The organism is Pseudoalteromonas sp. NH0006-26 (genome assembly GCF_057552415.1).
Genome location: NZ_BAAJMJ010000005.1, coordinates 236,790 through 249,431 on the forward strand (window position 1 = coordinate 236,790; position 12,642 = coordinate 249,431).

Annotated in this window: 12 protein-coding genes; 6 read left to right on the forward strand and 6 right to left on the reverse strand. The window is 39.9% G+C overall.

Going from position 1 to position 12,642, the window contains the following annotated elements; translation table 11 throughout:
• Positions 1 to 1,215 (reverse strand): acetate kinase, encoded by a 1,215-nt coding sequence (locus AC27JR_RS09865; protein WP_487173468.1) that lies wholly within the window; start codon positions 1,213 to 1,215, stop codon positions 1 to 3.
• A gap of 263 nt (positions 1,216 to 1,478) precedes the next feature.
• On the opposite strand from AC27JR_RS09865, the gene yfbV reads away from it, so the two are divergent.
• Positions 1,479 to 1,925, forward strand: coding sequence for a terminus macrodomain insulation protein YfbV (gene yfbV / locus AC27JR_RS09870; RefSeq protein WP_008110007.1), 447 nt, complete (start codon positions 1,479 to 1,481; stop codon positions 1,923 to 1,925).
• On the opposite strand, the gene rlmA is transcribed toward yfbV, so the two are convergent.
• The 3 genes from rlmA to xthA are packed head-to-tail and all read right to left on the reverse strand — an operon-like array spanning position 1,909 to position 4,168.
• A complete protein-coding gene (gene rlmA / locus AC27JR_RS09875) occupies positions 1,909 to 2,712 on the reverse strand; it encodes a 23S rRNA (guanine(745)-N(1))-methyltransferase (RefSeq protein ID WP_487173469.1) in 804 nt (267 codons plus the stop codon). The genes yfbV and rlmA overlap by 17 nt on opposite strands.
• A complete protein-coding gene (locus AC27JR_RS09880; RefSeq protein ID WP_487173470.1) occupies positions 2,709 to 3,356 on the reverse strand; it encodes an energy-coupling factor ABC transporter permease in 648 nt (215 codons plus the stop codon). Before AC27JR_RS09880 ends, rlmA begins: the two co-directional genes overlap by 4 nt.
• Positions 3,357 to 3,361: 5 nt before the next feature.
• Positions 3,362 to 4,168, reverse strand: a complete 807-nt coding sequence (gene xthA, locus AC27JR_RS09885; RefSeq protein ID WP_487173471.1) for an exodeoxyribonuclease III — start codon at positions 4,166 to 4,168, stop codon at positions 3,362 to 3,364.
• 240 nt (positions 4,169 to 4,408) lie between these two features.
• On the opposite strand from xthA, the gene AC27JR_RS09890 reads away from it, so the two are divergent.
• The 3 genes from AC27JR_RS09890 to rluB all read left to right on the forward strand — a co-directional run bounded on the left by AC27JR_RS09890 (position 4,409) and on the right by rluB (position 6,568).
• Positions 4,409 to 4,840, forward strand: a complete 432-nt coding sequence (locus AC27JR_RS09890; RefSeq protein ID WP_076920114.1) for an exonuclease III — start codon at positions 4,409 to 4,411, stop codon at positions 4,838 to 4,840.
• 271 nt (positions 4,841 to 5,111) lie between these two features.
• Positions 5,112 to 5,702: an SMC-Scp complex subunit ScpB gene (gene scpB, locus AC27JR_RS09895; protein ID WP_076920115.1), complete on the forward strand. Its 591-nt coding sequence runs from the start codon at positions 5,112 to 5,114 to the stop codon at positions 5,700 to 5,702.
• Positions 5,699 to 6,568, forward strand: a complete 870-nt coding sequence (gene rluB, locus AC27JR_RS09900) for a 23S rRNA pseudouridine(2605) synthase RluB (protein ID WP_008110001.1) — start codon at positions 5,699 to 5,701, stop codon at positions 6,566 to 6,568. The genes scpB and rluB overlap by 4 nt, the downstream gene beginning before the upstream one ends.
• 58 nt (positions 6,569 to 6,626) lie before the next feature.
• Here the strand turns inward: rluB and AC27JR_RS09905 are convergent, their stop codons facing one another.
• Entirely contained in the window at positions 6,627 to 7,379 is a 753-nt protein-coding gene (locus AC27JR_RS09905; protein WP_487173472.1) for a YciK family oxidoreductase, read from the reverse strand.
• 207 nt (positions 7,380 to 7,586) lie between these two features.
• On the opposite strand from AC27JR_RS09905, the gene AC27JR_RS09910 reads away from it, so the two are divergent.
• Both AC27JR_RS09910 and sohB read left to right on the forward strand, forming a co-directional pair.
• Entirely contained in the window at positions 7,587 to 10,022 is a 2,436-nt protein-coding gene (locus AC27JR_RS09910; RefSeq protein ID WP_487173473.1) for a VolA/Pla-1 family phospholipase, read from the forward strand.
• Positions 10,023 to 10,122: 100 nt separating this feature from the next.
• Complete coding sequence (gene sohB / locus AC27JR_RS09915; protein ID WP_008466608.1) at positions 10,123 to 11,139, forward strand: protease SohB; 1,017 nt, start codon at positions 10,123 to 10,125, stop codon at positions 11,137 to 11,139.
• 83 nt (positions 11,140 to 11,222) lie between these two features.
• Here sohB and AC27JR_RS09920 read toward each other — a convergent pair whose 3' ends face one another.
• Entirely contained in the window at positions 11,223 to 12,554 is a 1,332-nt protein-coding gene (locus AC27JR_RS09920) for a dicarboxylate/amino acid:cation symporter (RefSeq protein WP_008466610.1), read from the reverse strand.
• Positions 12,555 to 12,642 lie beyond the last annotated feature (88 nt).

The following is a 12,642-nucleotide window of genomic DNA, read 5'->3' on the forward strand; positions in this document are numbered from 1 at the left end:
TTATAACTCCTTGCTGATGTTTGCGGCATCAAGTGCAATAACCCATTCTTCGTTGGTTGGCATAACCACCGCTTTGCTTGTTGAATTGGTGGTACAAATTAATCCAGCTTGGCCAAACCGTGCATCAAGGTTTGCTTGAGGGTCTAAATTGATACCTAAAAAGGCTAACTGCGTGAGTACTTTTTCTCGAATGATATCGGAATTCTCGCCAATCCCACCGGTAAAAATAAGTGCATCTAATTTTTGTAGCGGTACCATATAGGCGGCTATTTGTTTTGCTAAGCGGTAGCAAAACATATTAAGTGCCAGCATGGCTTGCGAGTTGCCAGCAATGGCAGCCTCTTCAATAGTACGGCAATCGTTAGATAACTCGCTTATTCCTAATAAGCCACTCTTTTGATTTAGCAGGTCATCAATTTGCTGCGCAGTGTAATCAAGCTGCGTAGTTAAAAAGTTAAATAAGCCTGGGTCAATGTCGCCACAACGCGTACCCATAACTAGTCCTTCAAGTGGGGTTAAGCCCATACTGGTATCGACACTTTTTCCGTTTTTAATCGCACACACAGAGCAACCATTACCTAAGTGGGCACTAATAAAATTACTTTCTTCAATAGGGAGCGCCAACAATTTAGCGGTTTGACCCGCCACATAAAAATGGCTGGTGCCATGAAACCCATAGCGCCTAACCCCAAAGTCTTTATAAAGCTTATAAGGCAGTGCATAAAGGTAAGCAACCTCATCCATAGTTTGATGAAATGCGGTATCAAACACAGCTATTTGTGGTAAATCTTTAAATGATGCTTGTGCTGATGAAATACCTAGTAAATTAGCGTGACCATGTAAGGGGGCCAGTGTGGCTGCTTGGGTAATACCTGCAATGACGCTTTCGTCGATTAACACAGATTGGGTAAAATGCTCGCCGCCATGAACTACACGATGACCCACTGCCACTAATTGCTCGTCTAGGTTGTGATCTTTTATTAAATCAACCAGCGTATCAATTGCATGAGCATGTGCTTGATTAGCAGCAAGCTTGATAGTGGTTTTTTCTCCCTTAAACTTATATTTGATTGAGGGAGCATCATCACCTAGGCGCTCAGCTAAACCTGAAATAATGTCGTTTCCTGTGTTTGCATCAATAATCGCAAACTTCAGACTTGAGCTTCCACAATTGAGTACCAAAACATGGTTTGGATTATTTGGGAGTGTTGGCATAGATTCATTTTCCATTTAAGTATTAATCAGTACACTTGGTTGATGTATAAGCCCTGTAGGCTCAAATGAGTGTAGACTAAAGTGTAGTTGACTTTATTGAAAGGGCTTTGTGAAATTCTTTCGATAATTTATGCTTTTTGTGAGTTTTACTTATGAAATTAAGCATTTTTACCGATAAAGTGAAAGCAGCTATAATTGTGTTACACTTTTATAAGTATTACGTTTGTTGAAGTGTTACAAACCGTGACGGTGAGGATTTATTAATGCAAAAAAGTGTGATGTCGCAAGTTCAATTAGGGCGTTCTTATGCTAAAACATGGCCAATGCGTAAAGAGGTCGCGCCATTATTTGCAGAATTTAAAGTGATCAGAGCCACTGAGCTTGCGATTACAGTAATGCCAATATTAGCCATGCTAACCCTGTTTTTTCAGATTAATTATTTAGGCTCGGATTTTCTGCCCCAAGCGATTGCCAGTAGTCTGTTTTTTATCTCGTTGCCATTGCAAGGGCTTTTATGGTTGGGTAAACGTGCACAAACTGAATTAGAGCCCGCTATGCTGCAATGGTATAACGAGTTATTTGCAAAAATGGTTGCTAACGGTTATGACGCGCAAATGGGGAAAAACAAGCCCCGCTATTTGGAGCTTGCCGAATTACTAAAAGATATGTTCGATAAAATGGATAAAACGTTTACTAAAGAGCAGTTTTAGTAAATTGCGTGACATAAAATGACAAGGTGACGCTATGCTGTTGTTTTTGCTCAAGTGCTTGCCAATGTTCTGGCCTGAACTTCCACGCAAATGGTGTCATCATAATTAAGTTTTTAACATCGTTAAATGTAAGCGATACCTGCTCTGTGATTAATTGTTGCGATGTATTTTCAAAGCCCGCAGGTGCTGCTATTTCAGTGTGTTCGTTTACGTTGCTATAAATATAATCTTTTAGTTCTTTCAAGTGAGTTGGGCCTGGGCTTGCCACAATTAAGCGACCGTTATTTTTAATCAGACGCGCAAGTTCACTGTCAAATAAAGGCGCAAATACACTAACTAATACGTCAGCAAGCTGATCATCAAAAGGCGCTTGGCTGATTGAAGCAACGCTAAAATGGCATTGTTTGTAACGTTTTGCAGCATACTTTACTGCCGACTTTGATATATCAACACCATATACGTTAGCTTGGCTGCTGTTGGCAATGGCATGAGTATAAAACCCTTCACCACACCCCAAATCAATCACTATTTCGGCATTAAGTGGCTTAACGATATTGGCTAAAGCCGTTTGTAAAAAGCCATAATAACCTTGTTCTAAAAATGAGCGCCTAGCCTGTACCATTTCTAACGAATCGCCAGGCTGTTTAGAATTTTTGTTTTGCACAGGAAGTAAGTTTACGTAGCCTTCTTTGGCAAAATCGAAGCTGTGATTATTATCGCATCGTAATGTTTTATCATTGAGTGCTAGTGGCTGTTTACAAATAGGGCAATGGTAATGAAGACTCATGAGCCTAAATAGTCCTTATCAAAAAAAGTTTTTACCCAATGTGGGCGATAGGTGATCAGTACAGTGATTGCCATACCGTTTAGCATAGCTTCAGGAAAGGCCAAAATAGGACTTAGGTAAATATAATTCTCGCTCAGCTCATGCCAACTGTATTCACCTATTGCATAATAAAAAGCACCACCGAGTATAATGTTAACGCAGGCAACAACACCTGCCGTTAAAAAGCTACAAACAAATATATAGATAAAAAAATGCCGTGCTAAATAGTGATAACAGACAATAAAAACTAAATAGCTTAATAACACCGGTATAAACGCACTAATAATGAGTTTTAACGCGACTAATTCAGGTGTTATTTGTCCAAAAGCAGTTAAAAGCGCTGTTGCGAGTACACAACTTAATATAGCAAGACGCCAACCTAATGTTAGGGTAACTGCGGTAATGCCTAAAATATGCAAGTCGAGACCGGGTAAAATACCGGCCTTTATACGCCATAACAAAGCGAGTACCAGTGCACAGGCAAACACACCTGATTGTCTTGCTGGGGTATTAAATAAGTGACTGTATGTTGATTTGTTAATGCTTAAAAAGCCGATAACGATGACAACAACCCACAGTAACCCTTGTAATTGCGCGCTCAACATAATCGTTAATTAAACTCTGACCAAATAGGCGCATGATCTGACGGTTTATCAATAGCACGTAATTCGTAATCTATACCAGTGTCGATACAGCGAGCTGCTAAGTCGTGCGTTGCCAGTACCACATCAATTCGAAGGCCGCGGTTATCAATAAACCCTTTTGAACGATAGTCAAACCAAGAGTATTGGTCGTTAGTTTCTGGATTTTGTTCTCTGAAGGTGTCTTTGAAACCCCAGTTTAATAGGGTAGCAAGCCACTCGCGTTCAACGGGTTGAAATGAACATTTCCCCGTTTTTAACCAACGTTTTGCGTTTACCTCGCCAATACCAATATCTAAATCGGTTGGTGAGATATTTATGTCTCCCATGACAACTACATCTTGATCAGGGGTGAAATGGCTATTTAGGTGAGTCATTAAATCTTGATAAAATTGACGCTTGTACGGGAACTTGGTTTCGTGATTAATGTTGTCGCCTTGAGGGAAATAACCATTCATTACATGTAGGTCACGGCCATTTTCTTGTTCTACAGTGACACTGATCATCCGCTTTTGCGACTCATCGGTGTCGGTAGTGAACCCTTTTAATACCGATTTAGGCTCTTTTTTGCATAACATTGCCACACCGTAATGCGCTTTTTGCCCATGAAAATAAACGTGGTAACCCATCTTTTGTACATCGTCTAGCGGAAACGCTTCATCGTGCACCTTGATCTCTTGAAGACCAATAATATCTGGCTGGTGTTTATCAATAATAGCTTGTAACTGATGGAGGCGAGCACGCAGGCCGTTGATATTAAAAGAAATCACTTTCATAAAGTTTACCTTCAAATTTATTTTCATTATTGGCTAAATTGTATCAGCATTTAGAGCGACATAACATGACTGAAATGAGAAAATAACTGCACAAATGTTGATCAATTACTGCTTAATGTTTAAACATTGTAAATGCGATATTAAATAATAAAATAAATAAAATATTCAATTGATATGTTAAAAGTTGTCTATATAATGCGCAAAAATCGTTTGTTTAACTCGTTCAAATAGGACTACCTGATGAAAACTCAATTACTTTTAGCTGCCTCTCTTTTTGTTTCTGTTACCGCTTCTGCACAAAGCAATGCGTATTACAGCAAAGACAACAAATTAGAGTCAAACTTATGTGTAGTAAGCGCCAATGAAGGTTTTTCAGCTGCACGTAAAATGGCAGCAAAGCATGGTATATACTTATCTCGTTATTCAAAAAGTATCCTATGTAACGGTCAAGACATTCGCGATATTGCAAAAGCGCAAACTGCAGTACAACCTGCAGCATCAAAAGTTGAAGTATTTGCAAAAGATACACATCAAGAAACACAGTTATGTATAACTGCATTAAAGCAAGGCTTACAACCAGTACGTAAGCAAATTGGTAACCTAAACACATTAAAGTGTAATGGCCAAAACGTTACTGACTTCGTTAAGCGTTACCAAAACGCTGCAATCTAAATTTAAGTGTTAGATGCACTGACTGAAGCCCAGCCTATGCTGGGCTTTTTGCGCTGAAATTATAATGTTTTGCTGAAGTAAAAAGAGTGAAGTTGCTAAAAGTTAGAGTGCATCTTGGTTTAATACAAACTGTGGGTATTTAATATTTTAATGGTGCTCTAATAGCGTATGTTTCATCCATTATTGAGTTATTTACACAATATGTTTTCCTAGTTTGCGGTTGTTCTGTCATAATAGATGGCTGTGTGTTTTTATTAACTTAAGAGTGATTATGGTAGGTCGGCGAATTAGTGATGAACAATTAATTGAAATCATTGAAGCGGCGATTTTTGTGGCAGATAAGCCCGTATCAAAACGTCATCTTAAGGACACGGTTTTAAACGACTTAGCAATTTCTATGGCGCGCATTAATGATGCTGTAGAGGCCATTCAAGTTCACTATCAAACGCGTGGAATACGTTTAGTTGAGGTAGGCAGTGGTTATCGTTTTCAAGCGTGTAGTAGTTTAAGCCCATGGTTGAGTAATTTATGGCAAGAACGTGCCCCTAAGTACTCTAGAGCCTTACTCGAAACCCTGTCGCTAATTGCCTATAAGCAACCCATTACCCGTGGTGAAATTGAGCAAGTGCGGGGCGTAGCAACTGGCTCAAATATTATTAAAACGCTGCTTGAAAGAGAGTGGGTTAAAGTAGTTGGGCATAAAGAAGTACCCGGTAAACCGGCACTTTATGCAACGACTAAACAATTTTTAGATTATTTTTCGATAACGGGACTTCATGATTTACCCGCATTGCCAGAGCAACAGCAAAGTAAAATTACCCAGTTATTAAGTGATCCTTCTGTGAGAGAACCATCCGAATGAGTATACAAGGTGAAAAGTTACAAAAAGTCCTAGCCCGTGCAGGGGTAGGTTCACGACGTGAAATGGAAAAATACATCGACGCTAATCGCGTGAGTGTAAATGGTAAAGTGGCAAAATTAGGTGACAGGGTTGAAGAAACCGATTTAATCCGTGTTGACGGTCACACTGTTAAAATTGAAGAAAAAGCAGACAGAATTTGTCGTGTAATTATGTACAACAAGCCTGAGGGCGAACTAAGTACCCGTAAAGATCCAGAAGGTCGCCGAACGGTTTTCGACCGTTTGCCTCGCATTGATGGTGATCGTTGGATAGCAGTAGGGCGATTAGATGTTAATACATCAGGGCTGATGCTTTTTACCAATGACGGTGAATTAGCAAATCGTTTAATGCACCCAAGTTACGAGGTTGAACGCGAATATTCAGCACGTGTATTTGGTGAAGTGACTGACGAAACAATGAAAAACTTACTTCGTGGTGTTGAGCTTGAAGATGGTCCGGCTAAATTTACCGGTATTAAGCCTATGGGCGGTGAAGGCATTAACCGTTGGTACAACGTAACACTTAACGAAGGTCGTAACCGTGAAGTTCGTCGTTTATGGCAATCACAAGATGTAGAAGTATCACGTCTTATTCGTATTCGTTACGGTAAATTAGAGCTTGATAAGCGTGTACCACAGGGTGGCTGGATTGAGTACGATTTGGATACGGTTAACTATTTACGTAAAACAGTTAAACTTGGTAAAGAAACGCAAACTAAGCTGTCGGTTATCCCTGAAAAGCGTAAAGATAAGCGCGCGAAAATAAATCAAATTCGTAAAGCAGTTAAAAAGCACAACCAACGTGTAAAACCGACTAAACGCAAGTAATTACGCTACTAATAAAACAATAAAGCCGCTTTTTATAGCGGCTTTTTTACGTTTAAAACTAAGTATTACTTTTAGCTTGTGCATCCAAAGATTGGCCATTGATATCTGCCGAGTCATCGCTCATTAAATACAGGTATGTTGGCATTAGATCTTCAGGAGTCGCAAGTAAATCTCGGTCTTCGCCCGGGAAGGCACTTGCTCGCATTGATGTGCGCGTTGCGCCTGGGTTGATACAGTTAACACGAATTGGCGTTTTTTCGACTTCACACGCCCACGTTTGCATCATACCTTCTACCGCAAATTTAGAAATAGCGTAAGGTCCCCAAAACTCTCTTCCTTTACGACCAACACCCGAAGAAGTAAATACCACTGAGGCACTCTTTGATTTGCGCATAACAGGAAACAGTGCTTTTGTGATCATGGCTTGTGCCGTCACGTTTACTTTCATGACGTTTTCAAATGTTGATGAACAAAAATGTTCCAATGGGCCTAAAGTACCTAAAATACCCGCATTATTTAATAGCCCATCTAAGCGACCAAACTGACTTTCGATAGTTGCGGCTAAATCACGATAGTTCTGCTTGGTTGCACCTTTTAAGTCCATAGGCACAATAGCTGGCTGTGGGTAGCCTGCATTGACGATTTCGTCATATACACATTCTAGTTTATTAGTTGTTTTTCCTAATAAAATAACGGTTGCACCATGTTTAGCATAGGAAATAGCTGCGACACGGCCAATACCATCACCTGCGCCTGTGATCAAAATCACTTTGTCTTTGAGTGCGTTTTCAGTTGCTTGATAGGTATGCATAAAAGTACCAATGTTTAGATTTTTTTTGATTTTAACATAGCAAATCGACAAGTAATCGAATTTATTGCAAATATAGGTGGCGAAACTAGAAACTTTACGTTAAGTTTAACTGGTCTAATGTCTCATTAATATACTGGTTACATTGTTTTAACTTAATTACACTGACTATAAACACACTATAAAAATAAGATTTGTGCGGAGAACAATATGAAAAAAATGCTACTCTCGCTCTCTGTTGCAGCTGCTCTAGCAGGCTGTGGCGGCGGAGAAACGTTAGAAGATGTAAAAAATGACTCGGTTACAGTTATTCCAAAAGCTACGGTAAAATTTGACCCTGCTAACGGTGTAATTTCGGTTCCTAATGACTTATTAATGAGCGGTACGCGCGATGGCACATTGAATATTCCTGGGGAATTAAATGACGAAAACGTTTCAATCCCTCGCGCAGCCTATGCCGATCCACAATTAGCCTTAGGCGCGCTTGATGGTTGGTCTACCCAAGTTCCATTTAAAATTGATTTAACTTTTCCACCTAATGTAAGCCTAGATGCTACATCAGCGGGCACCCCAGGTTCTGTTCGTATTTTTGAAGTTATAATGGGTGCAAGCTTAACAGATGCCGAATGTTCACAAGCACCAGCCGGTGCTGCATGTAAATTAGTGGGCGAATTAACCTTTGGTATTGATTTTGTGACCCAAGCTTCAGGCGATGCGGTGGCCATTATTCCACTTAAACCATTTAAAGCAGGTAGCTCATATATTAATGTATTAACGACTGGGCTAAAAGATTCAGAAGGGCGTGCAATTGAGCCTTCATCTACCTATGCAACAGTTAAACAAGAAGCCCCTTTAGTGACGCCATCACAACTTGCGCTACAAGGTGCAGTTAATAGTTACGAAAATGTAGTGGTTAGCTCAGGCGATATCACAAAAGACGATATTATTTTTTCTGCTGCCATGACTATGCAATCAGCAGGACCAGTGCTTGGCACGATTAAAAAGATTTTAGCAGCAAGCTTAACAGAGCCAACAATTCCAACGCCTGCGTTGCAAATTCCAACTCAGCCTATGGCTAACGTACAACAAGCTTTTGCATTACAAGGCATAACGGTGCCTGACGTATTCCAAGTAGCACAGTATCAAAAGGGCAGCATTCAGCTACCTATGTATTTAGGTACGCCTACAGGTAAAGAGATCAGTGATTTAAATGATACCTACTGGCAAGGTATGTGTGATAACGCTGTCGCTATTTTAGGGTATAAAGCTCAAGCTGGTGAAGCATTCCCTACTGATCCTATAAGTGTAAACGATGCAACATGTGCCGCTTTAAGTGGTGGACAGCTTCGTGATCTAGGTTTAGACAGTACGCGTCACCTAACGAAGTATAATTCTATTCCTAAAATGCAGAGTATGGCTAATGTGCCAGTGCAAATTACTAAACCTATTTTACCGGTCGTTAATGCGTACCGTTCAGGCTTAGGTTTAGAGCCTTTTGCAGCTATGCCAGCAGGTGGTTGGCCAGTCGTTATTATGCAACATGGTATTACGACTCAAAAAGAAAGCATGCTAACGCTAACAGCGCAGCTTTCACTGCAAGGTTTTGCTACGGTTGCAATTGACCATCCTCGCCATGGAGAACGTGGTGTAGATGTTGATGTTGATGGCAACGATGACTTTAACGCAACGACAGGCTCTGTACTTAGTTACATGAACTTGAGCTCATTATTAGTAGCTAGAGATAGCCTACGCCAGTCAAGTGCTGACTTACTTGGTTTACGTTTAGGTCTAAACTTCAGCGGTGATAGCGCAATGAATTCACAAGATGTGTCTTACATTGGACACTCTCTGGGATCAATTGTAGCGCCTGCGTTTATTGCACAAACTAATAGCCCATTGGCCGACCAAGTAGACCCATTATTTAAGGTTAACGCTGTAGCATTAGCAAGTGGTGGTGGCGGTATTGCAAGCTTCTTACTAGAATCCGCTGCATTCGGTCCATTTATTCAAGGCTCTGTACTTTCTCAAGCAGGTACTGCTGAATCAGACGAATTTAATGCATTCTTAAACGCTGGTGCGCTATCAAACTGTGGCGCTTTGTTACCGGATATGCAGGACTTCTTAAGCTGTGGTTTTAATGAGTTTGCAACATCGCTAACGATGGCGGGAGAAACTGATAAACTTGCTAATATCAAGGGCGTGATGACGCAGTTTGTATTTGCAGCTCAAACAGCATTAGATAGTGGCGACCCAACCAACTATGCAGCAACGGTTAAAGCACTAGAAACACCTGTATACATGAACGTAGTGGTAGGTGATGGCACAGATAATAACAAGCCAGATCAAGTTATTCCGCCGATGACTGCCAATAACCCAATTGCAGGTACCGTCCCTTTGGCTAACTTTATGGGGTTAGACACGGTGAGTACCACTCAAGCGCCAACAGAAATGGGCTCTAGCTATTTAGTTAAATTTACTCAAGGTCATCATGGGTCAATATTAACGCCAGCACAAGATGAAGGTGAGTCGTCTACAGTTGCGGGTAGTGCAGCTGCGAATGCTGAAATGCAATTGCAGGTTGCTACTTACCTAGCTTCAAGAGGTCGCCTTTTAATGGTGCAAAACACTGAGATTGTGACGAATTAATAATCAACCATTCAATTAAGTACTAAAAGCCACTGTATAGTGGCTTTTTTTTATTTTAAAGCATGCTAAATTGGCTGAAATTTATAAATGGAGAACACTGTTGGAATTTTTATACGAGTACGGTTTGTTTTTTGCTAAAACCATTACCTTTGTTATTGCTATCGCTGTTATTTTAACCTTAATTGTAAGCTCGGCTGTTAAGCCAAAAGCAAAAAAAGGTGAGATAGAAATAGATGACTTATCAGAGCAACTTACCAATATAAAAGAAAGTTTTTTAAATAATACGCTAGGTAAAAAAGAGTTAAAAGCCTATCAAAAACAACAAAAAGTAGAACAAAAAAAAGCTGAAAAAGAAGCCCCTAAATCACGACTCTACGTTATTGATTTTAATGGTAGTATGGATGCACATGAAGTAGAGAGTTTACGCGAAGAAGTGACTGCGATTATTTCAATCGCGGATCCCGAAAAAGATAAGGTGTTAGTTCGCCTTGAAAGTGGTGGTGGCGTGGTACATGGTTATGGGTTAGCTGCATCACAACTACAACGGTTTAAGTCAGCTGGTATTGAGTTAACAGTATCGATAGACAAAGTCGCCGCCAGTGGTGGTTACATGATGGCTTGTGTTGCAGATCATATTATTGCCGCACCGTTTGCAATTGTTGGCTCTATCGGTGTGATTGCACAAATTCCAAACTTTAATAAAATTTTAAAGAAGAATGACGTAGATTTTGAACAAATTACGGCGGGCGAATTTAAACGTACACTCACACTCTTTGGTGAAAATACAGATAAAGCCCGCGAAAAATTCCGCGAAGAGATAGAGCAAACCCATGTGTTATTTAAAACCTTTGTTAGCACGCAGCGCCCAAGTTTGAATATGGATTTAGTAGCCACGGGTGAGCACTGGTTTGCAACACAAGCTATTGAGAAAGGGTTAGTTGATACCATTAAAACCAGTGATGATGCCTTATTAGAGCAGCAACATCAGCATCAGATATACAAGGTGCAATACAAAATTAAAAAAGGGCTAAGTGATAAGTTTGCAATAGGACTTAGCCATAGCGTGAATAAAGCAGGTGTGAGCTTAATGTCAAAATTCAAGGCGTTAAACCCTTAATACTTTGATAGCTTATAGACAATAAAAAAGCCTTGTTACTTAAAAAGTAGCAAGGCTTTTTTTATAACTAACGATAGAAGCTGTTAGTCAATTGACTTGTGATAGTCTTCTAAATCTTTAGCTGCATTTGGGTCGTTAAAGATATTTTCATCTAGTTCACCCTCACTTTTAGCGACAACACAAGTTACCATACAGTCACCGGTTACATTTACTGCGGTGCGGGTCATATCAAGCAGTCTATCAACACCTATTATAATTGCTATGCCTTCAACAGGTAGGCCTACTTGGTTTAATACCATAGCCAGCATTATCAAGCCAACGCCAGGAACACCTGCTGTGCCAACCGAGGCAAGCGTTGCCGTTAGTATCACCATTAAGTAATCAGAAATAGTTAAATCAACACTAAATACTTGAGCAATAAATACCGTAGCGACACCTTGCATAATTGCAGTGCCATCCATATTAATGGTTGCGCCTAATGGAATAGTAAATGAAGCCACTGAGTTATTAGCACCTAGCTTCTTAGTCGCAGTTTCAAGTGTGATAGGCATCGTAGCGCTTGAGCTTGAGGTGCTAAAAGCAAATAAACAGGTGTGCTTCATTTTAGCTAAGAAAGTAAGTGGGTTTAATCCAGTCAGCACTTTTAACAGCAGTGTGTAGTTTACGAATGCATGCAATAACAGGGCTAAAACAACGACGCCAAAGTACTTAGCTAAGCTTACAATTAAGTTAAGTTCAATAGTCGTAAATAACTTAGCCATTAGGAAGAATACGCCGTAAGGAGCAATATTCATTAACAAAGTAACTAGTTTTAAGATAACCGTGTTTAAGTCTTCAAATACCGTTGCTACACGTTTACCAGCTTTACCACTAAGCGCCATTGCAATACCAAATAACAAAGCAAACACAATAACTTGTAGCATGTTTCCTTTTGCCATTGCTTCAAATGGGTTGGTAGGGAACATATCAATGATAACACGAGCTAAAGTAGGCGCTTCTTTTGCGTCGTAGCTTGCTTGAGAGGGTAAACCAATACCTTCACCTGGGTTAAATAATAGCGCTAATGTAATTGCCACTGTAATAGCAATTGCTGTGGTCACCAGATATAAGCCAATCGACTTTCCACCTAAACGGCCCAATTTTTTAGGATCGCTTAAACTACAAGTACCACACACAAGGGATACAAATACCAAGGGAACAACTAGCATCTTTAAACTAGCTATAAATATTTGTCCACCTACATGAAATAGGCCATCAACAAAAAAAGCTTTAATTGGCAAAGAGAATAACCCAAGAGGGATTAGGTAATCGTCTTCACCAGCTAATATAGCCTGAAATATAAAGCCTACTGCAACACCAAGCACCATACCAATCATGATGCGAGTGGTTAAACTCATTGAACGGATTTTAGACATATTTCCAATCTATTTTTTATAAATTTGGCATAGACTAACAGCATGTAATTTTTTTTACAGAAAAAACGTCAACTTTTTAAAAATTTTA

Bases quoted from the DNA above. Each gene is read 5' to 3' on its own strand.
- AC27JR_RS09865 (WP_487173468.1), bottom strand. From the start codon at position 1,215: ATGCCAACACTCCCAAATAATCCAAACCATGTTTTGGTACTCAATTGT.
- yfbV (WP_008110007.1), top strand. From the start codon at position 1,479: ATGCAAAAAAGTGTGATGTCGCAAGTTCAATTAGGGCGTTCTTATGCT.
- rlmA (WP_487173469.1), bottom strand. From the start codon at position 2,712: ATGAGTCTTCATTACCATTGCCCTATTTGTAAACAGCCACTAGCACTC.
- AC27JR_RS09880 (WP_487173470.1), bottom strand. From the start codon at position 3,356: ATGTTGAGCGCGCAATTACAAGGGTTACTGTGGGTTGTTGTCATCGTT.
- xthA (WP_487173471.1), bottom strand. From the start codon at position 4,168: ATGAAAGTGATTTCTTTTAATATCAACGGCCTGCGTGCTCGCCTCCAT.
- AC27JR_RS09890 (WP_076920114.1), top strand. From the start codon at position 4,409: ATGAAAACTCAATTACTTTTAGCTGCCTCTCTTTTTGTTTCTGTTACC.
- scpB (WP_076920115.1), top strand. From the start codon at position 5,112: ATGGTAGGTCGGCGAATTAGTGATGAACAATTAATTGAAATCATTGAA.
- rluB (WP_008110001.1), top strand. From the start codon at position 5,699: ATGAGTATACAAGGTGAAAAGTTACAAAAAGTCCTAGCCCGTGCAGGG.
- AC27JR_RS09905 (WP_487173472.1), bottom strand. From the start codon at position 7,379: ATGCATACCTATCAAGCAACTGAAAACGCACTCAAAGACAAAGTGATT.
- AC27JR_RS09910 (WP_487173473.1), top strand. From the start codon at position 7,587: ATGAAAAAAATGCTACTCTCGCTCTCTGTTGCAGCTGCTCTAGCAGGC.
- AC27JR_RS09920 (WP_008466610.1), bottom strand. From the start codon at position 12,554: ATGTCTAAAATCCGTTCAATGAGTTTAACCACTCGCATCATGATTGGT.